This is a genomic window from Paenibacillus sp. V4I9 (assembly GCF_030817295.1).
GTDB lineage: Bacteria > Bacillota > Bacilli > Paenibacillales > NBRC-103111 > Paenibacillus_E.
The window spans coordinates 601,143-623,451 of sequence record NZ_JAUSZE010000001.1; the positions used below are offsets into that span (position 1 = coordinate 601,143).

Annotated in this window: 18 protein-coding genes and 2 pseudogenes; 15 read left to right on the forward strand and 5 right to left on the reverse strand. The window is 45.0% G+C overall.

From position 1 onward, the window contains the following. Positions 1-15: 15 nt before the first annotated feature. The 5 genes from QFZ81_RS02880 (at position 16) to QFZ81_RS02900 (ending at position 4,857) form a co-directional block, all read left to right on the forward strand. On the forward strand, positions 16-771 hold the full coding sequence (locus tag QFZ81_RS02880; protein ID WP_307448373.1) for a glycerophosphodiester phosphodiesterase: 756 nt from the start codon (positions 16-18) through the stop codon (positions 769-771). Beyond that, positions 768-1,922, forward strand: a complete 1,155-nt coding sequence (locus QFZ81_RS02885) for a hypothetical protein (protein WP_307448370.1) — start codon at positions 768-770, stop codon at positions 1,920-1,922. Before QFZ81_RS02880 ends, QFZ81_RS02885 begins: the two co-directional genes overlap by 4 nt. Before the next feature lie 96 nt (positions 1,923-2,018). Next, on the forward strand, positions 2,019-2,741 hold the full coding sequence (locus QFZ81_RS02890; protein WP_307448367.1) for a glycerophosphodiester phosphodiesterase: 723 nt from the start codon (positions 2,019-2,021) through the stop codon (positions 2,739-2,741). Between the two features lie 167 nt (positions 2,742-2,908). Further along, positions 2,909-3,622 (forward strand): ABC transporter ATP-binding protein, encoded by a 714-nt coding sequence (locus QFZ81_RS02895; protein ID WP_307448364.1) that lies wholly within the window; start codon positions 2,909-2,911, stop codon positions 3,620-3,622. 14 nt (positions 3,623-3,636) lie between these two features. After that, on the forward strand, positions 3,637-4,857 hold the full coding sequence (locus QFZ81_RS02900; RefSeq protein ID WP_307448361.1) for an ABC transporter permease: 1,221 nt from the start codon (positions 3,637-3,639) through the stop codon (positions 4,855-4,857). Between the two features lie 85 nt (positions 4,858-4,942). Here the strand turns inward: QFZ81_RS02900 and QFZ81_RS02905 are convergent, their stop codons facing one another. After that, on the reverse strand, positions 4,943-6,421 hold the full coding sequence (locus tag QFZ81_RS02905; RefSeq protein WP_307601353.1) for a S8 family serine peptidase: 1,479 nt from the start codon (positions 6,419-6,421) through the stop codon (positions 4,943-4,945). 282 nt (positions 6,422-6,703) lie between these two features. On the opposite strand from QFZ81_RS02905, the gene QFZ81_RS02910 reads away from it, so the two are divergent. The 3 genes from QFZ81_RS02910 (at position 6,704) to QFZ81_RS02915 (ending at position 8,510) form a co-directional block, all read left to right on the forward strand. Continuing rightward, positions 6,704-7,504, forward strand: a complete 801-nt coding sequence (locus QFZ81_RS02910; RefSeq protein WP_307448356.1) for a VOC family protein — start codon at positions 6,704-6,706, stop codon at positions 7,502-7,504. 202 nt (positions 7,505-7,706) lie between these two features. Further along, positions 7,707-8,009 carry a PAS domain-containing protein gene (locus QFZ81_RS37215; RefSeq protein WP_373463763.1) on the forward strand — a complete coding sequence of 101 codons (303 nt, stop codon included), beginning with the start codon at positions 7,707-7,709 and terminating at the stop codon, positions 8,007-8,009. A 186-nt stretch (positions 8,010-8,195) separates the two neighbouring features. Then, on the forward strand, positions 8,196-8,510 hold the full coding sequence (locus QFZ81_RS02915) for a hypothetical protein (RefSeq protein WP_307448353.1): 315 nt from the start codon (positions 8,196-8,198) through the stop codon (positions 8,508-8,510). Between the two features lie 402 nt (positions 8,511-8,912). Here QFZ81_RS02915 and QFZ81_RS02920 read toward each other — a convergent pair. Continuing rightward, positions 8,913-9,548 (reverse strand): annotated as a pseudogene (locus tag QFZ81_RS02920) (SDR family oxidoreductase); the annotation flags it as partial. Positions 9,549-9,554: 6 nt separating this feature from the next. Beyond that, positions 9,555-9,683, reverse strand: a pseudogene (locus QFZ81_RS02925) (MerR family DNA-binding transcriptional regulator); the annotation flags it as partial. A 260-nt stretch (positions 9,684-9,943) separates the two neighbouring features. On the opposite strand from QFZ81_RS02925, the gene QFZ81_RS02930 reads away from it, so the two are divergent. The 3 genes from QFZ81_RS02930 to QFZ81_RS02940 all read left to right on the forward strand — a co-directional run bounded on the left by QFZ81_RS02930 (position 9,944) and on the right by QFZ81_RS02940 (position 12,768). Beyond that, the gene (locus QFZ81_RS02930; protein ID WP_307601355.1) at positions 9,944-11,377 is read left to right on the forward strand and encodes an FAD-binding oxidoreductase; all 1,434 of its coding nucleotides are present in this window, start codon (positions 9,944-9,946) and stop codon (positions 11,375-11,377) included. A gap of 6 nt (positions 11,378-11,383) precedes the next feature. Beyond that, a complete protein-coding gene (locus QFZ81_RS02935) occupies positions 11,384-11,926 on the forward strand; it encodes an MFS transporter (protein ID WP_307601358.1) in 543 nt (180 codons plus the stop codon). A gap of 266 nt (positions 11,927-12,192) precedes the next feature. Then, positions 12,193-12,768: a MepB family protein gene (locus QFZ81_RS02940; RefSeq protein ID WP_307601360.1), complete on the forward strand. Its 576-nt coding sequence runs from the start codon at positions 12,193-12,195 to the stop codon at positions 12,766-12,768. 289 nt (positions 12,769-13,057) lie between these two features. Here QFZ81_RS02940 and QFZ81_RS02945 read toward each other — a convergent pair whose 3' ends face one another. Both QFZ81_RS02945 and QFZ81_RS02950 read right to left on the reverse strand, forming a co-directional pair. Then, positions 13,058-13,729 (reverse strand): DUF559 domain-containing protein, encoded by a 672-nt coding sequence (locus QFZ81_RS02945; protein WP_307601362.1) that lies wholly within the window; start codon positions 13,727-13,729, stop codon positions 13,058-13,060. Positions 13,730-13,972: 243 nt separating this feature from the next. Continuing rightward, on the reverse strand, positions 13,973-15,076 hold the full coding sequence (locus QFZ81_RS02950; protein WP_307601364.1) for a DUF5667 domain-containing protein: 1,104 nt from the start codon (positions 15,074-15,076) through the stop codon (positions 13,973-13,975). A 326-nt stretch (positions 15,077-15,402) separates the two neighbouring features. Here QFZ81_RS02950 and QFZ81_RS02955 point away from each other — a divergent pair, with 326 nt between their 5' ends. From QFZ81_RS02955 to QFZ81_RS02970, 4 genes are all read left to right on the forward strand, one after another. Beyond that, the gene (locus QFZ81_RS02955) at positions 15,403-16,755 is read left to right on the forward strand and encodes an ABC transporter substrate-binding protein (protein ID WP_307601366.1); all 1,353 of its coding nucleotides are present in this window, start codon (positions 15,403-15,405) and stop codon (positions 16,753-16,755) included. A gap of 148 nt (positions 16,756-16,903) precedes the next feature. Next, complete coding sequence (locus tag QFZ81_RS02960) at positions 16,904-18,658, forward strand: sensor histidine kinase (protein ID WP_307601368.1); 1,755 nt, start codon at positions 16,904-16,906, stop codon at positions 18,656-18,658. Between the two features lie 8 nt (positions 18,659-18,666). Then, the gene (locus QFZ81_RS02965; RefSeq protein ID WP_307601371.1) at positions 18,667-20,286 is read left to right on the forward strand and encodes a response regulator transcription factor; all 1,620 of its coding nucleotides are present in this window, start codon (positions 18,667-18,669) and stop codon (positions 20,284-20,286) included. Positions 20,287-20,452: 166 nt separating this feature from the next. Continuing rightward, complete coding sequence (locus QFZ81_RS02970) at positions 20,453-22,300, forward strand: GH32 C-terminal domain-containing protein (RefSeq protein ID WP_307448326.1); 1,848 nt, start codon at positions 20,453-20,455, stop codon at positions 22,298-22,300. Positions 22,301-22,309: the final 9 nt, after the last annotated feature.

Below are 22,309 nucleotides of genomic sequence, written 5' to 3' on the forward strand. Positions count from 1 at the left end.
GGAGTCCCTCGCATCATGACAAAACAACCACTGTTAGTCATCGCGCATCGCGGAGCGAGAGGGGAAGCGCCGGAAAATACACTGGCTGCTTTCCGTCTCGGACTTGAGCAAGGCTGTGACGCGATTGAATTGGATATTCATTTGTCCAAGGATGGGGAAATCGTCGTTATTCACGACGACACACTGAATCGGACGACGGACATAAACGGCAGAGTGAACGAATTGACACTGACGGAGCTGAAGCAAGCTGATGCAGGCCGATGGTTTCATGAGAAGTACGCGTGTGAGCGTGTGCCGCTGCTGGAAGAAGTATTCGATCTCGTACCGGCGAATGTAATCATTAATGTGGAAATTAAGCACTCCTATGGGCGTAAAATTGAGCCTGCTTTGGTGGAGCTCATGAAACGCAAGAATCGCATGCAAAATGTGATTGTTTCCTCATTCGACCATAAATGTCTGCTGTTTCTGAAGCTCCTTGAGCCGGAAATCAAGATCGGCCTTCTGTATGACATTAACCCAGGTAGGCATATCGCATTGGCGACAGGCTTAGGTTTTCCGGTATACTCACTGCATCCCAAGCATACTCGAATCGTCGGTGAAGATGTGCGTGACGCGATTGCACAAGGCCTTCGAGTATTTCCTTACACGATCAATGACGAAGAACGTATGGCGGAGTTGATTGACTATGGCGTATCGGGAATTATCACTGATTATCCCCGCAAACTGCGGGCCATGTTATCGCATACGGTCAGTGCGGGGGCAGAACGATGAAACGAACGGCATGGGTTGTTCTCATAGCAGGATTATCGACATTAGCCTTATCAGGCTGCCAGCAGGCTGCTTCATCGGTTTCGTCCACGCCAACGGCGTATACGAAACCGGCCGCTGAAGCCGGAGCTTCCAGCGGAACGGTGAATAAGTCAAGTAACAGCCAGCCTGCAGTGTCATCGACCAGTATTACACAAGAAGAAGCGGGTATCAAAATCCGCGTCGACATGCCGGAGATCAAAACCTTTTTGCAAAAAAGCAAGCAGGGGCCTATCGTCCCTGCTTTGAAACAAAATGCTGTCCCGCAAGGCTTGGCCTACCTAGAGGACCGCAAATGGATCCTTGTTTCGTATTACAGGGACGATGGCAAGCCAAGTCTATTGACGGTCATAGATGCTGGTACTGGGCAAATGGTCAAGGCACTTGAACTTTATAAAAGCGGAGGCGCTCCCTACACTGGTCATGCGGGAGGGATTACGGCAAGTCGGAAGCATGTCTGGATTTCGTCGGATAAAGACGTGAACTATGTCAATATCGAAGATATCGTTAAAGCGGATGACGGCAAGCTGACGTTCGTCGGTTCGGTTAAGAACGATACGCGTGCCTCATTTTCTGCATACGCGGACGGCATCTTATGGATCGGCGAATTTGCCCACGGCACCGATTACCCGACGGATAAGTCACACTATATGACGAATCGCGATGATAAAGAGCATAAAGCATGGGCGGTCGGTTATAAGCTCGATGTGGCGACAGATCTGCCTTTGGCAAAAGCGGAGCAGGGGGCGGTACCAGCCGTGCCGGACTATATTTTATCACTGCCCGACAGTATTCAAGGGATGTACATCGGCAAGGACGGCATTTGGCTCAGCCAATCATATGGCCGCAATAATGCGAGTACACTGCACAGGTACGTCAATAGCTTGACTGTGGACAAACCGCATACCACTGTGTCGGTTCGAGGCAAGGATGTTCCGGTCTGGTTTTTGGATAGCAAAAACTTAAGTAATAAGCTGGAAACGCCCCCCATGTCCGAAGGACTGTTCGAAACAAATGGACAGCTTTATATACTTTTCGAGTCTGGTGCAACCAAGTACCGAACGTCTTCTAGCTACGCTCTGGACCGGATTCAAATCATGCCGTCGAAGGAGTAAGTCCTAGGTGGCAAGCGGCATACATTTGCGTTATGATGATGGAAGTTAGATGGATTCAGTTCTGCTGCATGATCAAACCGAGGAGGACGAGCCGCAATGATTACAGGATTGGCCCATAGAGGTTACCCGAAGAAAGTTCCGGAGAATACGATCGCATCTTTTCAAGCCGCTTTAGACTTATCGTACAGTCATCTGGAACTGGATGTACAGTTGACTAAAGACGGTGTACCTGTCGTTATTCATGATACGACGGTAAACCGGACGACGAATGGCAGGGGCAGAGTGATGGAGTTCACGTTCGACGAGCTGCGTAAATTGGACGCCGGAGCAGGCCAACGGATCCCAACGCTCGAGGAAGTACTGCAGCTGGCCAAGGGAAAAGCTAAGGTAGACATTGAACTGAAGCAGAGCGGCAACATGTATCCGGGACTGGAGCAGAAGGTACTTGATGTGGTGCACTCTTGCGGTGTCAATGATCAAGTATTCGTGACATCATTCGATCATTATTCAATCGTCCGGATGCGCGAATTGTCTCGTGAGATCGAGCTGGGCCTTGTCCTTTACGGAGCAACACCTTCCGTCTTCCCGCTTGCCAAGCAGATTGATGCCCGTTACGTTTCCGTGAAATATATTTATTTGACGGACGAATTCGTTCAGCACTGTGATGAACAGGGCATTCAATTGATAGCGTGGACGATTGACGATGAGCAAGATATGCGAGACCTACGCTCCAGATACCCGCACATTTGGGCTTGCACGAATGAACTGGAGCGGTGGAAGCAGTGCATAGAAACATTCGGATCAACCAGAAAATCGTGATATTACTAAAAAAATAGCTAGCACAAAGCAAAGTATTTGATCAGCTATGGATCAAATACTTTTTATTTTTATCAGACATTCATATTCCGTAAATCATTTCATGATACAGTGTTGGAAATGCGCGAATGCGTGGTATATGATGAGGGTAGAAGGGATCGTGACCGAGAATGTCAGAAGAACGATTAGCTGTATTAGAAGTAGATATCGATCAGGCTGGTTATGATGAAGTTCCAGATATTGTTAAAAATATTCACTTTGATGTTCGACAAGGTGAACTAGTGGGTCTATTAGGTCCAAATGGAGCTGGCAAAAGCACGACGATTAAGAGCATCCTTGGTTTATTGAAGGATTTCAAGGGTAAAATCTCCTTTATGGGTGAACGAAAAAGCTATGGTTACATACCGGAGCATCCGATTCTGTATGATGAGTTGACGTTGTGGGAGCATATGGAATTTGCTGCTTCCGTCTACAATCTGGATCGAACGGTTTTCCTAGAGCGTGCAGATGATCTCTTGCATCGGTTCCGACTGTTGGATGAAAAGCATCAACTGCCCGGGAAATTTTCCAAAGGGATGCAGCAGAAAATTATGCTGATCCTCGGCTTTTTGAATAAACCAGATGTGTATATTGTAGACGAGCCTTTCATTGGACTGGATCCGAAAGCGATTAAAGATTTCTTAGGGATGTTGGAGGAGGAACGCAAACGCGGTGCGGGCATTCTGATGAGTACCCATGTGTTAGATACAGCAGAACGAATTTGCAGTTCGTTTGTACTTCTTTCAGGTGGCAGATTGGTAGCAAATGGAACACTGCAGGATATTAGGCAGCAATGCGGCATGCCTGACGCGCCATTGTTCGACTGCTTCCATTCCTTACTATGAAGGGGGACAACGGGTTGAAGAGCAGCTTTCAGGTTTTCACACGAAGAGTGCGTTCGGATTGGCATTTCCAGTATCGGGCTTTACGAATGGCTGTGGATTGGGTTATTGCCATTTATTTTGTCATTCCACTGATGATTGTGGCTGGCTATCAATATTACTCCTGGTGGGCGACTCAGCCTTCTTGGTTTAGTTGGATATCGATGTTTATGATTACAGCGGTCTTCTATGTATTCACTTGGCTGGGAACCATTCGATACTTTGTTGAGGAGGGGGACCAACTTTTCCTCCGACAGAACCAGAAATGGTTTCGGCATCTCATGCTGCTCGGCTATAGATACTCACTTGTGCTGCAGGGAGTCACGACGTTAATATTGATGCTCGTATTTCTTCCTTTATTAGTTCAAACGTATTCCTATAGCGTGTTACAAGTTATTTGTTTATGGTTGCTTACCTATTTGCTGAAAATTAACTTAGGCTTGCTTCGCCAATTGCTTACACTTCGTTTAAATGGCATTGTGCTTTGGTTGCTGCGGATTGTGGTTTTCGTAGGGCTTTTCTTCTTGTATCAAGTGTTAGTTACGGAGGTTAGTCATAATACTTACTACAGTTGGACGGCTATTCTTCTTTTACTAGTGCTGGTTGTTTTCTTAAGCAGAGAACGGCTGCAAGAGAAAGGGGCTTTCTTCGCTGATATCGCCAGAGAAAGAGATTCACGGATGCGAATTGTCTCTCTGATGTTAATTCGAGTTGTCGAGCGGAAAAGAAAACCGACACGGAAGTATCCCCTTTTATTCGGGAAATCGCAGCGCTTATTCAAAGGGAAAGGTGCTAGCAACGGAATCGCTGATTTATTAACGAAATCCTTTTTTAGAAATGGTACACAGTGGAAGCAAACGATACAGTTCGTCGTTGTGATCAGTGGAGCTATGTTTATTTTGCCAGGTGCCCTTAAAATTACGATCTGGATCCTTGCTGCATGCCTATTAGTATTTTGGAGGAAATCATTCTGTAAAGATCAATTAACAGCTCCGTTTCTGACTCTTTTTCCAATACAGGACATAACTAAACATCAAGCTCTCCAATCTGCAATTCCTATCCTTGTACTGCCGGCGCTGATCTTAATCAGCCTATGTATGGGGATCTCTTTCTTCACCTGGTGGGGACCTGTACTGATGATCGGAGCAGCAATTCCATTAGCTTATGGGACTTCTTCTGTATTTACAAGTTGGTATTGAGTAGGCGAAATACTTTACTTTAAGGTTGTAAGAGATCAAACAAGCCCAGTGCCGTTTTTGGCACTGGGCTTGTTTGATTATGAACTTATTTGACTAGAGCATTGTATACATTCGCTTCACCTGCGCCGTATAGAGCATCATTACCGGTTGGGCCGTAATCGTTTGCTGTTTTTTCAATTAACGCAGCTACTTGGGCAGGGTTCAACTCCGGATGAGCCGCTTTGATGACGCCTGCAATGCCAGCTACTTTCGGAGCCGCCATGGATGTGCCGTGGAGTAGCGCGTAGCTATGCAGGTTAGAAGTGAAGTACGAAGGCAAATAAGTAGGCCATGTGCTTAGCGCGCGATAGTGGAAATCCCGTTGGTTCAAGTCTAGAGTTGCAGCATATACGGGCCCATTGTCGCCGCCTGGTGCTGCTACATCGATTTGGTTTAATCCATAATTGGAGTAAAATGCGATACTGTTCGTCGACCACTTGTTAGAGGATGAAACATTGATGACACCATTGATTTGGCCAGGTGTTTCTGTTGTTTTCCCTTTAAATACAACGCCAGGGGAACCGTATGTAGCGTTTAGATAATCGATCATCGCTTTGTTATCGCGTAGGTTGAGACCTTCATTACCAGCTGCCGTTACCACCGTTACATTATGGTTCACAGCATATTGAATGGCACGTTTCCAAAGCAGAATGTCAGCAACATCCGAATATTTGGTTCCATCTACATAATACTTTTGGGAGTCAAATCCGCCGATCGACATGTTTATGACGTCAACCTTATCGTTCGCCGCCTGAATGATAGCAGCTACAATCCAGGCCGTAGGCGCACCTTGTCCGCCGGGAAATACGCGGTAGGAGCGGATGCCAAGATTCGGGCCGACCCCTCTGACTTTACCGTTCCCGGCGATCGATCCTGCCACATGCGTTCCGTGGCCTTCGCGGTCCAGTAGATCGTTAGGATCACCGGTTTCACTAGTATCTGTTCCTGCGGGTACAAAGTTCATACCACCGAGGAAGTTAGCTTTTAAGTCGGGATGATTGGCATCAATACCACTGTCGATAACGCCTACAACAGCCTTATGCGTTCCGCCTGTGCCGCCGGTTTCAATTGCAAACGAAGCTCCGTCATTCGTTACTTTCTTAATGTCCCACTGATAGTCCCAGTAACTGCTCGTTGCTTCCGGCTGGGGAATATCTGTAACTGGCTGACCGTCTGCTGCGGAGGGATCTACTGTACCATCGCTTAGCTTATGTACCATCTGAACGTTGGCAGCAGCAATATCCTTGAATGACTGCAGCTTTGTCATAAATTCGGTGCTGGACGAGCGCACCTCCAATCCCCCAATTTCAGGAATGGCGCGAACAACTTGTCCACCTGCCGCTTGAATCATTGCTGCATAACCCGTCGGAAGCTGGTTCGAGAAGGCGATTACATATGTTTTGGCTGAAACTGATGTTCCACCTGTGCTGCTCTTCGATGCTGCTATTGCAGATATGCCGCCACCCATTACTGTTGAGACAGCCAAGATACTGGATACCACCAGGGTTGTCCACTTACGCTTCATAGTAGCCCTCCTTCAATTAAGAAAAATTGCAGTTCTAATTAAATTGTAAGTGACAGAATACATAAATAACATGGGTTGGTCGAACCAATTGTGATGTCGATTCCATACTTTTTTTGACGAATGGTCAATTCTTACTTTCTTTATTCTCTTTACCCTACATAAAGTTGATCTCACCCTTGCTTGAAACTTAATCGGGTGAAGAGTGAGTCATAGGGAACAAATTTACCAACAGACATCTCCAACATGGTAAAATAAACCATAAAACATAAGGGTGTGAAAAACGTGATTACTCATTTCGCCCGATTACAGTTAAATACGGTTTCATTACAAGGTGTTAAGCAATTTTACCATGATCTATTACGTTTCCCGATTATTTATGAATCAAATAACGAAATACGTTTTCTACCGACAGAATCCTTTACCTTAGCATTCAAAGAAGCTGCTGAGCCAATAGCTCCAGCCCATTTTGCTTTCGAGGTTCCTTATTCAGAATTTGAAAATGTAGTAAAATGGATCGATAAGGAACGTATATCACTTCTAAAGTGGACAGATGGCAGGATTGTGGACGTTTTTGAGACAGGGAAAAATGTATATTTTCGAGACGGAGACGGGAATTTACTAGAAATCATTACGCACAATTATGTAAAGGAAGGCATTTTACCTCCATGCGGTCCGTTAAAAATACTTTATCTTAGAGAAACTGGATTTCCAGTAGATAGTGTCATTCAGTTCAGAGAATTGTTAGTTAGAATTCTCAACCTCAAACTTGATAAGGTATCTGATAACTTTACTTTCGCAATTGGGGGAACAGCACATGCCGTTATTCCTTCAAAGACAAGAAAATGGATTCCTATCGCAATGTCTGCTTTACCACCAACGATGAACGTAAGTTTTGGAGTAACAAATTCCATCTTCATTGAGGAAGTCAAAACTTGCTTGCAGGAAGAAGATATTATTTACGAAAGTAACGGTGATGACGAGCTTTATTTTAAAATACATGAGTATAGTTTTGGTTTATGTATGACAAACTTCCCTGAAGAGGTACCTAGTCTATTAAATTTGCCATTATCGAGATTGAAATAACGAAGTCTGTCTAGGTGTTCAAGATGTCAGCAGCAGAAGTGAATACCTAAAATATTTTTCCCATACAAGTTGTTAAAAGGACGAATGAGGCCTTACCGGAAACCAAGCGCGAGCTAGAAGACTTAGTAAGGAAACAGCAGTAAACGGTTATACCTACCTAGCGTCGCTCAGCCCCATACGGCGCAACGGCCAAACCGTGGAAGTGATCGCTTCCTGCATCGACATTACTTCGAGAAAAAAAGTTGAAAATGAGTTGAAGAAAACGAAGGAGTTATTGGAATCCCTATTCGATAACGTTTCCGATGGGATCGATATCGTGGATATAAATTTTAACATCATAAGGGTGAATTCCGCTTTTCAGCACATTTATCAATGGACGGAGGAGGTCTACCGGTGGTCGAGCCTCACCCCTCAGGAACACGAATGTGGTCCGGATCGTAACGTTTTTTGTTATAAAAGACATGGAGTTCGATGGAAAATTAGATTTGTGGACAATTCGATTTAAAGATTGGGTTTTATCGGATAATGAGATAATAGAACGTAGTCGTCTTCAAATACTTGATAAATAATATTTTTCATCAGACATCTGAAAATGAATCGATTTCATTAATCTGGATAAACTATCCTCGATACCTAAATTTTGAAGTGCATCGATTATCTTATTATGAACGATGACGTGGAGGCATAAAGCATGTTAAATTTATCTGAGCTCGAGAATGTCCATGCAGATATTGAATCCGTTCATGAAGTCGTACAATGTTTAAAAGCAAGAATAGATGGCATATATATTGGAATTCGCATTCTTAAAAATCGGGAGAGCAGTTACTTTTATGAGCTCAGTCATTATTATAGAGACGCAGACACTGCTGGACCTCTTGTTGCAATGGAAAACCGTTATAATACGCTAGAGGAAGCGGCAAAGGGAGCACTGCAAGCTGCAACGATGTGTTACCGAAGCACTGATGAAGGTGGGTCTTGGCTTAAAAACGATTCCTTTCTTCAATAAGAGATCGACTCAATGATGAGCTTCACTATTGCGAAAGACAGGACTGAAATTCGACCAGCCATGCAGCTTGTTTTTGAAGGTAGTGCAGACAAAAAGAAGTGGCAGAAGCGCTTTCCATGCTAAAGGGCATCGCTTATGCGGTGGTCTGGTGCAACTTTAATTCGAAGCGTACTGAAGAAGATGCATAAGATACTGGATCATCTTATCTGTCGGATGACAAGAATATTATCCCATTACAAGCCGCTTATATTGCGGCTTTTTTGTTTTATGATATAAAGTGCTTGTCATTGGCCGATGACAAGGTAGCTTCATAACAAGATCTAGCAGGCTGCTTGTATTAAATCATCTGGTGCTCTATTCCGAACGGGAGTTTAGTTGAATAAGGAATTTTCGCAAGTATAGTTATTCAATTGTGTTTTTCATTGCCTTGTACATATTTTCTACGTGTTCGTCTACTTCATTTCGTGACATGCGTAAGCGATCCACAGAAGTACCATATCCAATTTCCTTTTTACCTTCTTCTAATCCTTTGAAAATTCCATCTGCGAAGGCATCTAATGGTTCTCCATGCGAATGTAACCCCGTTCCACCTAAAGCTGTATTCACTGCCGGAGGAGCAACTTCAATTACTTCTACAGACGTATCAGAAAGTTGATGTCTTAGACTCATCGTAAATGAATGAAGCGCTGCTTTCGTAGCTGAATAAATCGGAGCAATTGGAAACGGTGTAAAAGCTAACCCGGATGTGACGTTAATGATAATCGCCTCTTTTTTTGTTGCAAAAAATGGAGCGAAAAGCATAGAGAGTTGGAATGGTGCTTCAATATTGGCTGTGATTTCTTTACTGAAATAACTCCAATTGTTCTTCGCATCCGCTTTTAACACATTAAAACGTTGTTGAATCCCTGCGTTGTTAACTAACACATTCACTTCTGGATAGTTCGTTGTTACCCAATCAAACAATGCTACACGCTCGGATTCAATAGCCAAATCACTTACACGAGTAATAAGGCTAGGAAATTTTTCTTTCGCATTTTGATCTTATGAAAATAACCGCCTACCAGCTTCATCACGCTCGATTAATGGTAATAATCCTTTTTTTTCATAATAACGTAACGTTGATTCTGGAATATTGAATTTGGCTGCAGCTTCGCTTATTGAACAATATTTCATCTGGAGACCTCCAAATTTTATCTTTCTTTGTCGACAGGACTATCATACGACTTAAACCAAGGTTTAAGTCAACAAAATAACCAAAAAATATTTTAGTCTGTCCCATGTCCAGATTAGCCAAATATTTGAGAAAACAGAAAGTTGGTCAAGGGTTACATTCCACCGAGCAAGCGAAAAGTACAAAACCTGTCCCAATAAACAGGATATTTGCCTGTATTGCCGAATTGGTGAATACATAATGATTCACCACGGAGGAACTTATGAAAAAATGGATCGCTCTCCTCCTTCTCGCCGTCCTTTGCTTCCTCAATTACTTTCAATACGATACGCTCGAACAGGATCCGTATCTGATCACCGACTACGGCAGGCTTCGTCCAGTAAAAGTAACGGGAGTTGCTAAAGGGCGTGAGGAGGATCAGTTGCGGGGCATTTTGCAGGAGGCTCGGGATAAGCACCTTACTATCTCAATAGCCGGGCAGCGGCATAGTCAGGGTGGCCATACGTATTACAAAGACAGCATCGTTGTAGATATGACTTCGTATAACCGCGTGCTGGACTTCGATCAGCAGAAAAAAAAGATCCGTATTCAAGCCGGCGCAACTTGGAAAGACGTGCAGGATTACGTCAACCCGTACGGTTTGGCGGTGAAGACGATGCAGTCGCAGAACATTTTTACGATAGGCGGTTCGCTTAGCGTCAATGCTCATGGAAGGGACATCCGCAACGGTTCACTCATCAAAAGCGTCGAATCGTTCCGTCTACTTACGGCAGATGACCGAATACTCAACGTCAGCCGCAATGAAAATGCCGATCTATTCGGGCTCGTCATCGGCGGTTATGGATTGTTCGGGATTATTCTTGACGTAACGCTTACACTGACCGACAACGAAATGTATAAGCTCGCGGTCGACAATTTGGACGTAGCTTCGTACAGTCGATATTTTGCTGAGTATGTGAAGACGAACCCCGATATTCATTTGCACATTGCTCGGATTTCGGTAGCGCCAGAACATTTTTTAACCGAAATGTATGCGATTAATTATGTTCTAGACCGTTCCGTCCCTTTGAAGGGCCACGACCAGTTGAAAACTCAGGAAGAGGGCGTAATTCTATCCAAGTTGTTGTTTAATCTGAACCGCACGTTCGGCTGGGGTAAAAATGTGCTGTGGAATCTACAGAAGCCATATTTCACCAAGCAGCAAGGTACATGGATAACGAGGAACAACGCGATGCGCTCGGAGTCGGAGTTTATGGAGTACCGGCAGGCAGGGAGCAATGACGTGTTGCAGGAATATTTTTTGCCGGTTCAGGAGTTTGCGGGGTTTGTGGACGATTTGAGGGCAGTACTGCAGGTAGAAAATTTAAATCTACTCAATATTACGGTACGCTATGTTAATCACGATGAGGAAGCGACACTCTCTTATGCTACCGACGATATGTTTGCGCTTGTTTGTTTATTCAATGTCCCATTGTCAAAGGAAGGTCAGGATAAAGTTCGGACAGGAATTCAGGCCGTTCTAGATCGGGTCATTCAACACAATGGAACATACTATTTGCCGTATATCGCATATCCGCGGCTTGATCAGTTTCGGGCAGCATACCCGAGGTATGCAGATTTTTTTCGAAAAAAGGAGCAATACGATCCGAATCATTTGTTTGTGAACTATTTTTATATGGACTATAAAGGGGAGTAGCCTGACATGAATTTAAGATGGTTCATTCGCTCGCAAAGCATCGTTACGCTGGCGGCGGGTATGATTTATCCTTATTACTTGCTGTTCCTTAAAAACCTTGGTAACAGTTTCACGAAGTACGGGCTAGCGTTTGCGGTGTTCACGATCAGCTCTGCCGCTGTGTCACAGTGGTTGGCACCGCGACTTGATAGCCACGGAATTAGAATCCTGACATGGAGCTCACTCGGCATGATGCTGGCAATGCTTGTGTTCCCGTGGGTGGAGAGCTACGCATGGGTGCTGGCGTTACAATTGCTGATGGGCGTTTGCAACGCGATGCAAAAAATGAGCGAACGTCTACTAATCGCCGATCATACCAAGTGGGGCGAGCGCGGGGCTGTAATTGGGGCTTATCATTTTTGGACGTCTGTGGCGTCGGGTTTTGCTGTCATCATAGGAGGCTATGTAATCGACTGGTTGACGATCAATGCGCTGTTCTATGTTAGCGCTTTGCTATATGCGACAAGTGCGTGGGTTACATGGCGAGCTGGTAATATGTTCAATGCCTAGTCCCTTCCAGCCTCCCCCTTGATGAAAAGAAGTAGTTAGCCAGTTTGTTTGCCTTTTCCTTTTGCAAATTCATTGACGATCAGCAATCCCCCAGGAATCACTTATTAATAGTAATAATAACTATTAACACTATAATTGGATTTGGATTAGCTTGTCAAATAGGTGAGTAAGGCTTAATGCAAGTTATGTGAAAAAACGTTTTCGTCAAGAACAAATGTTTGGTATTCTTTTATATAGAATATTATGAGCATAGGAGATTAGAATTGATGGATAAGAAAAATAGTAATTTATCAGAAGCATGCCCTAATGATCAAAATTCCTGGGTTTCCTCAGAAATAATTCATATTGACCTGCTTGCTACCAAGAATCTCGTCTATAACGTGTGCGGGCTTGATTGCTCTCAACCACTTTTAGAAGCTCAAAATGCTGAATATGGGGCTTATTTATTTCATTTAAATTCTCTCTCCATTAGATTTCGTGTTGCTAAAATCACTCCTACAAAGGTAGGGCAATTTGTGACACTATGGCATAGAATTGGGGATGGATCGATCCAACCGTATGACGTATTGGATCCAGTCGATTTCTTCGTAATTAGTACTCGCAAAGGGAATAACTTTGGCCAATTTGTATTTCCAAAGCATGTTCTATTCAATCAAAATATAGTATCAAATCAAGGTGAAGGCGGTAAACGTGCAATACGAGTTTATCCACCTTGGGACAAGACAATAAGTCACCAGGCTCAAAAAACTCAGAAATGGCAGTTGGACTATTTCTTAGAAACACCTATAAATGAACCAATAAACTGTGATCGTGCTCGTTTGCTTTACGGCCTCGAAACATAACGAAGAACGAGAGCATAATTACAAAAACAAATTGCCAGCATAATCGGCATCCTGTTGATAGTTCCAAGACCCCAACCACGCCACCCCCGTCGCTCGCAGCCACATATAGAGGGAGATCCTCCATCAAAATTGATTCCTGCATAGAGGGAAATGCGTCTAACTGGAAAACCTCCATCTAAATCGGCGATTGGTTGAAAAATTGACTGAATTCGATTGAATTAGTGGGAGCTTATCCAGCTATAGGGATTGCAAAGCGATCAAACAGAGCAATTAGCAGGATGTTTTCCCTTTAGTCGAAGTAATCTAGCACACCAGGAGCCAATTCATACCTAACTACCCTTTCTCTGTTGCCGCGAAAAGAAGGAAGCAGCAGGCCTTTTGTACATAACTTTTTCAGCATAAGAACCGCAGTTTTGTGATCGATCTCAAAATGAAGCTCCACATCCTTTGGTCGGAGCGGCTGAGCCTGCTGGGTCGCGAGTCGGATAATTTCTTTCTCGGCAAGAAGCGCGCGCGAGACTGGTGTCTGGCTGGGAAGATACCTGCTCAGCACCATGCGCAGCAAAGTGATACATAGATCTGGGCGCTGTTCGACGTCGTCGTAAGCGAAGGAAATGACGTGAAATCCCATAGAGTGAAGGAACGTTTCACGGTTCAGCTCGTTACAGTATTTGTGTCTGTCCATCTCTCGTACGTGCGTGGTAAATCCTTTGATTTCAAATATTAGTTTAACGTATCCCGGCAGCCAGGCAAAATCGGCAAAGTAAGATCTCCCCCGCCAATCGAGTACTTCGTATTCCGGATGAAGGTCTTTCAAACTTCCACGTAGCGGCCACCAGACATTGCTTAGAAACAGCAGTTCACCGTGCCGATGGCCCCTCTCCAGCCGGCCTCGACGCTCCCCCGTCCTGCTTTCAAGATGAAGACGGATAAATGCGGTATGCTCTTCATCAAAAGGCAATCTCTCACCTCCCTCTAAAAATAGAAAACGTCCCGTTTCCACTCATCGGAATGGAACGGGACGTTCTTCGTCACTTGCCTATGATTATACGGTAAATGCATGAGCATGACCAGTGCCTGCCGCCGGAGGCTGCGGTCTCGGCCATTGTCTTTGCGCATCCCGAAGCACGTTACTTTTAACATCGAGAAGGTGTAAGATTCGTACTTAAGTATTTATATATTGAAAAGGGGGCGAGTAGCGGTTTTATTCTTGTTTGCTACCTTTATTTTTATCGTGTCCGTTGCCGTTCCCTTTTTCGCCACCTTTGTGTGGGCTATCGTTCTTTTTCTCTTTTGCTTTATCAGATTTATTCATATGCTGGTTGTCTTCATCCTTCTTCGTTTGATCTGATTTTGTTACTAAGCTTTCCTGTTTCTCTTGGTCCGAGACAGGCTCATTTGATACTGGTGTTGGAAATGGAGATGGAACCAGCGAAGCAACCGTGGGCTGCTCTTCCTTAGCTGTTACGTTCTCATTCATCTGCCCCAGCTTCTCTTTTTTCTCGATTTTGGACAGTTTTTTATCCAGATGAGCAAACGCCTTTTCTATATTTTTCATTAAAGCCAGTTGAGCGTTCGGATTTCCCACTTTTTCCAATGCGGAGGACAGGGCTACAATATTGTGTTGTAAATCGGCCTTTACCTTCAATACCTGCTCCGGATTTTTCACTTCTCTTACAGGATTGATCACATCTTCGGCTTCCGTTTGCTCGGGATCTGCTGTTTGCTCACTGCCCTGCTTCGCTGCGGCTGTTGCTGCAGTTTCTTTTTGTGTTGAATCCTCATCTTTAGCAGCCGCTTGTGCAATAGTCTCTACTTGTGTAGTCTTTACGGTTATCGATATTCCAGAAGCCTGATCTGTTTTTTGAACAGCACTTTGCTGAGTTTCCAGCGACTTCTGGAGAGATAGATTCGCCTCTTCCGTTTTTCCTTGAGCCAATAAGACGTTTGCTTCCACAAGTCGCTCTTGGGCAAATGCGGTAAGTAGTCGCGCCTCTTTCACGTCATTGACAGTTAGGGCCAATCGAATGTTTTCGTACATTATTTTTACAAAGTAGAATAAGTCTCCTGGCAAAAGATCTGGAGTCTCTGTTTTGGATTCGTTCGAAGTCGTGCCTGCTTGCGAGGAGGAAGTCGTATTCTGGGTGACGCTCACGGATGCGGGATTGGACGACGGTGTTGTTGTTGTTGTTGTAATCTCCGAAGCTAAAACGCTACCGGTACCCACGCTAAAAACGAGTAAGCTGATCATGAAGCTTTTGGCAAGAAGGTAGGACCGTTTGGGTTCTTTTGTTAACTTTACTATCATGATTATGACCACCTTATTAAAGTATTCTAGCTGCAGCTGATACTAAGTTATACGAGACCCAAGCGTATTTTCTGGGGGCAGGTAGGATTACGAACGTGGGATCAACGTATTTCGCAAAAGCTCAATGAACACTTTTTGTTGGTGTACAATATAGCTTTGACGTAGATAATATGTTCGATGAAGCTCGTTACGCTCTTGTACAATAACCAGAATCATGATAATTTTATAAGTTCTAAGCAGAGAATATTGAATTTAATATCCCGGCCCCTTTGATATGATGATGACAAGAACTACAACAACAGATAAATGAAAGGGGCATTCACATTTTGAAAAAGCTAAGCCAAACAGTAGTAAGCGCTCTCGTAGTCGGTGGTTTATTGGCGGGATGTTCAACGCAAAGTGATGGTGGAAATACGTCGTCAGCAGTACCCAAACAAACGGATAATGCTGTTAAAAAAGAAGAGAAAGTAAAGCTGACGTTCTGGAGAAACTCAGGGAATGATACGGAGAATACAGCCTATGACAAGCTCGTTGCTTCCTTCATGCAAAAGTATCCGAACATTTCTGTCGAAATGACACCGATTCCATATTCAGATTATGACACGAAACTACGAGTATCCATCGCATCGGGCAGCCCGCCGGATATTATGGCGTTAGATGCTCCTACGGTCGGTTCGTACGCAAATGCCGGTGCTCTGAAGCCGTTAACCACATACTTCAAGACGGACGGGAATATCGATGATGTTCCTAAATCAACACTTGCGACCTACACGTATCAAAATGAAATTTATATGGCGCCATTAACGGAATCATCGATTGCCATGTTCTATAACAAAAAGATGTTTCAAGCGAAGGGTATTCCGCTTCCTTCCAAAAATCCGGATGAGCCGTGGACATGGGATCAGGTGCTCGATGCTGCAAAGAAAATCAATGATCCAGCCAATGGCATCTTTGGTATAGATCCTGCACAGGGCTTCGGGAACGCGGGTGGTACGGCTTACTTCAAGTATCCGATCATCTGGCAGCTTGGCGGGGAAATTATGAGTCCTGATGGTAAAACGTCGAAAGGTTTTTTGGATTCACCGCAAACGAAGAAAGCCGTTCAATTCTTCTCGGATCTGTATAACAAAGATAAAGTATCTGCTCTGGAGTATCCGCCGGATCCATTCCCGAACGGTAAATTGGGCATTACGATTGATGGCTCCTGGTCTCTGGCGAATCTGAAAGAGAAGTTCCCGAATTTCAAGCTGGGCGAAGACTATGACATTGCTCCTCTGCCTAAGGGGACTGCACAAGCGGTAGCGAATGGCAGTTGGGCGCTGGGCATTTCATCGAAGAGCAAGCATCCGGATGAAGCTTGGAAGTTCGTCAACTGGGTGACTGGTGAGGAAGGACAAAAGACGTATGCCGGAATGACCAAAGATATTCCATCCCGTTACTCTTCAGCGAAGACTTTCCCGGAATTGAACGAGTATCCGAAGAACATCTTCGTCATTCAAAATCAGAAGTACGGCAGACCGCGTCCGATTACGCCAATCTTCCCGCAAATGTCCGATGCTGTGAATAAAATGTTTGAAGATGTCACCATCGGCAAACGGAATATTGATGCATCCATTGCAGAAGCGATTACGACAATCGATAAGGCTTATGCGGATGTGCAGGCGCAGCAGAAAAAGTAGGGTTGTGAAGATCATAGAGACGAATCATTTCGATGATCGTCTCTTTGTCGTTGTTTCCTAAGAAGGTTGACGTGTATGATAAATAGATGGTGTGATGACTGGATAAGAAACGGGGGATTTCATGTTTTTTTCATTGAGGAGCCGTCTAATGGCTGTTTTCTCTATTTTGCTAATCCTCCCTTTTGCCGCACTCGCTTATATTCTTAGTGAGGAAGCGACGAAAACGATTAAAGCGTCGATTGAATCTTCAACCGCTCAAACAATTGAACAATTTGCTTCGCATGTTGTGACTCTGCTTACTCAGGTTGAAGATACGGGCAATCAGGTCGTGAGCAGCCGAACGACGCAGGAATGGCTTACCGTTCATTTGAATCCGGATAATACGATACAGGAGCGTGTTCTTACGAAGCAGAGATTGCGGGAGTATTTTTCTTCGTATGCAGTTAACAACTCTAACGGCATATCAATTAGTGCTTTTGCCGAGGATGCCGGAGGATTGTGGACGCAAGATAGAACCTATAAAAATAGCGAGTGGTTTATGGCATTTATGACAGCAAACAAGCGCTGGACGACAGCGCATAAAGATATCGACCAATCGGACGAATTCATGAGAGCAAGATCGATTAATAGCTTTCTTTTTCCACTGGTGCAGCTGCAATCGTTAAAGAATGTCGGGTTCATTAAAGTCAATTACCCCACAACCTTGCTTCGAAATGCGATTGAGAAGATTCGGGTCGGGAAGACTGGGAAAGTGATTTTGCTAACGAGTGAAGGCAATAGTGTGCTGGATCAAAATATTGCAGAGCATCGGGACATTCTAAGTAGTGGTCTTAAGCAAATCGATAAACGATTCGAGGAGGAGATTAGCGGGATTTTCCCTATTGAGGAGAAAGGGAGTACGAATCTGCTTTTTTTCCGCAAATTGCCGGCTCAAAATTGGACCATTGTAGGCACCGTTCCCGAAGGAGAATTGTATGAGAAGATCACTCATATCAGGCAAACGATGCTTTTGGTTACCGCTCTTTTGCTTATACTCGCCATACTCACGGCCTTTTGGTTGTCCGCAGGCATTACCAAGCCGCTTAGTGTGATGGGCAAAGCGATGAAGCATGTGCAGCGCGGCGAATTTAATCAGGCTCTGCATGTGATGCCGAAAGTCCGGGAAGGACATAGTGAAGTAGGCTATGTGACGGGGGTTTTCGAGCAAATGACGCACAGGTTAAGATATTTGATCGAAACCGAATTCGAAACGAATTTACGTAGAAAGAATGCCGAATATAAGGCGCTGCTTCTGCAAATTAACCCGCATTTCTATAATAATACGCTTGAAATCATTAGCGGTCTGGCGGCTATGAGGCGGGAAGACCTAGTGATGGACGCCACCGAGGCATTAGGTAAAATGATGAGGTATTCTCTGAACTTGAACAGCGATTTGGTCCGAGTGGCAGAGGAAATGAACTATATTCGGGATTATCTGTTCATTCTTCATTTAAGACATGAAGATCGATTACAAGTCGTAATAGAGGATGATCCCGCGGCAGATGATGTCATGATTGCCAAGTTCATTATTCAGCCCCTGGTGGAAAATGCAGTGAAGTATAGTCTAGAGAAGGCAGGCGTCGCACAGGTTACATTGCTGACTCTGGTACAAGATGAAAGACTGCTGATCTCCGTCAAAGATAACGGAATTGGCATGTCCCCCGAGTTGGTACAAGATTTATTGGCAGAGATAAAAACAGGGGATTCTGTTGCCATTCTTAGCAGCGAGGGGCAAAGTATCGGACTTCGCAATGTTTTATCACGATGTCGGTTGAATTATGGGGAGCAATTTCACTTAGGCTTACAATCCAGGTTGGGCGAAGGGACGGAATTGACCTTGTACCTTCCTCTGTTAAGGAGCTGACAACATAGATGTACAGAATTATGCTGATTGATGACGAAGTCGGTGTACGTAACAGTATTAAAGCCAAAATCGATTGGAAATCCGCCGGATTTGAAATTGAATTAGAAGCAGCTAATGGTCTGGAGGCCATGCAGCTTCTTAGTGAGCAGCCGCTGCCCGATGTTGTGATTACGGATGTCCGAATGCCGCAAATGGACGGTATAGCGTTCATCAAAGCTAGTAAGGAGAAGTTCCCCCATCTTCGTATCATCGTGCTTTCGGGTTACTCCGATTTTGAATATATGAAGGCGGCCATCCAATTGGGTGTGAAAGATTATTTGTTAAAGCCTGTAGTACGCAGCGAATTAACGGCACTCCTTGCCAAACTGTCCGGAGAATTGGAAGATGACCGGAATCGAATACGCGAACAAGACCAAGAGGAAATGAAGAATCACCAACAGCTTCAACTGATGCAGGAGCAATTAATTTGGCAGCTGGTGAAGGATGAATGGTTTAGTGTACCAACCGTGAAAGAACGGATGCAGCAATTACAGCTGTCTTCTTTGACCATAGATGATGTACATGCGCAGTTTGTGACGGTTGAGATGAGAATTCCGCAAGGACGGTTGGACGATTGGAATGAGCGGAAAGACTTACTCTACCTGGCATTCCAGATGATTTGCCGGGAGTCTGCTGAAAATTGGGAGCAGGTGTATCCCTTTTATCCCATTACTCATCCTGCCATGATGCATTTTCTGATCCTTATTCAAGATCCTATGCAGCATGGTCGTTTCATGGATGACTTCGTGCGCAAGCTCAAGCGGAATATCAAAAGCTATCTGAGAGTTGAGAGTGTAGTCGGCATAGGCGAGTCCATCAACGGGCTGAGGCAGTTGAAGGATGGTTATGCATCAAGCATGCTGGCATGGAGTCAAGGCACGATCCAATCAGACAAGGCTGAGCCGAACCGAAATATGCTGGCATTGACACACGCGTTTTCGCCGGAAGTAGAGAGAAAGCTGATGCAAACCATTGAAAATCTGGATATGCCTGCATTTACTAAGCAGCTGCATACCATATTCTCCGCTGATCGAGACACACCGATGTTTGTATTCACCTTTTTGACACTTAGGATTATTTTGTTGTTTAATGCAATAGCCAAGAAGTTCGAACTTGGTGGCGCATCGTTGCAAAGCTATCTATGGAACTGTCAGATGACGGTGAGAGACTATTCCTCAAGGGAGCAAGTGTTGGAGCAGCTTCATGAAATGGCTCAATTGGTGATGAATGAAGTGAGGAAAACGAGGTTCTCCAGCGGCCAGCAGATGATCGAAGCGATTCGCAATTATGTGGATGAGAACTTCTCCTATGAGCTCACGCTGGCTTCTCTTGCGGAAATGTTTCATCTTAACGAGACCTACTTGTCCGGGTTGTTTAAGACGAGTGTGGGAGTTACTTTTAGTGATTATGTCACGAAATTGCGTCTAAGTAAGGCTACGGTGCTGCTGGAAGAAAATGAACTGAAGCTAACGGATATTGCTACGCTGGTTGGTTACTCCAGTTCGAGTTACTTTAGCACCGCTTTTAAGAAGTATTATGGCAAAGGTCCAAAGGAGTATCGGGAAGAACTACTAAGTAAAAAAGTATAGTTAATACAAAATCATAGGCTATCCTAAGTCCCTGCATTTGCAGAGGGCTTATTTTTTTGCAAATAAAATTGAAAGGCAACTCCCGATGATTTTGAAATCTTTCTTCGTACGGACTCGGTACAATAACCATACAGAAAATGATGGCGACATGACGCAAGGAGGAAGTATGCGGAAGAAATTAGGGTTATGGGCAGTTGGTACTGCCGCGGTCGTACTTCTAGGATTGGGGGTGGCGGTTCTGGTTAAAGAGGATGGCAGATCGTCGGATTCAGCAGAAAACTCAGCTTTTACGTATGCGAGTGATCCGAATTATTATACAGAAAAGTTCCGTCCACAGTATCACTTATCACCGGAATCCGGGAATATGAGCGATCCGAATGGGATGGTCTATTTCGAAGGTGAGTATCACCAATTTTACCAAAGCAAGGGCCAATGGGGACATGCGGTTAGTAAGGATCTCATCCACTGGGATCATCTCCCGGTAGCTCTGGCTCGGGATTCCTTGGGAGAGATTTGGTCTGGGAGCGCTGTGGTGGATAGCAAGGACACGAGCGGATTTTTTGGCGGCAAAGCGGGCTTGGTCGCGATTTTTACCCATTTCAAAGGCGGTGTTCAGTCGCAAAGCATTGCCTACAGCGCGGATAAAGGCCGGACATGGACCAAATATGAAGGAAACCCGGTGATTCCGAATCAGGGCTTGAAGGATTTTCGAGATCCGAAGGTCATCTGGCATGCGCCTACCCATTCTTGGGTGATGGTTGTGTCTGTCGATAACCATGTTCGTTTCTATGCATCGCCTGACCTTAAATCGTGGAAAATGACCAGTGAATTCGGGAGCGATCAAGGCTCGCACGCGGCCGTATGGGAATGTCCGGACTTGTTCGAGCTGCCGGTGGAGGGCTCAAAAGCAAAGAAGTGGGTTCTAGCGGTAAGTATCGGCAGTAACAACACGACGAAAGGGTCCACAGCGCAATACTTCATCGGTACGTTCGATGGCCTAACGTTCAAGAATGATAATAAGCCATCGGACGTGCTATGGACGGATTACGGTAAAGATTTCTATGCGGCTGTGTCCTACTCAGATATCCCGGCCAAAGATGGACGCCGCATCTGGCTGGGCTGGATGTCGAATTGGCGTTATGCGTTCGCGATGCCGACGAGCAGCTGGAGGGGGAACATGTCCATCCCACGCGAGCTTAGGCTGAGGAATATCCCTGATCAAGGTTTGCGGCTGATTCAGGAGCCGATTAAGGAACTTCAGACTTTGCGCGGTAAGGAAGTGATTGTGTCCAAGCAGGCGTTATCAGCAGGAAATAATCCGTTCGACGTCATCAAAGGAACATCTTATGAGATGGTTACCGAACTATCTGTTCAGCCGAATGCGAAATTGGCGTTCAAGCTAAGAAAAGGAAGCAACCAAGAAACGGGCGTCAGCTATGATGCCAAGACGGAGCAGTTGACGGTAGATCGAACACATTCCGGCATCACATCGTTCGAGAAGGGCTTCGCTGAGAAAGTTTCGGCGCCGCTGAAGCTGAAGGAAGGCAAGCTCAAGCTCCGATTTTTCGTAGATGAATCTAGTCTTGAGGTATTTGGGCACGATGGCGAGGCTGTCGTCTCTAGCCTGATATTCCCGGACCCGACGAGTAACCGGTTGGAGTTAACTGCTTTGGAAGGCAGCGTCACGCTGGAGAGTGCTCATTTTTATCCGATACAAACGATATGGCGTGATGAGGATGTGAATGCCGTGAAGCCGCAGCGGATTGTGCTAAGTAAGAGCACGCTCGATGTGCCTGTGAATGGCAGTCAGCTGGTCGAAGCTTCGGTCATTCCTTTAAGCGCTCCGCAGCTGTTGAAATGGCAGTCTAACAGCGATGCGGTAGCTACAGTTTCAGCTGTTGACGGAGGAGCTATGGTGAAGGGCGTTCAGGCCGGACAGGCGGAGATCAAAGCGATTAGTCCAGATGGCGGTGTGGTTTCGAGCTTCAAGGTTTTTGTTTACGATACAAATTGATAGAAGTGG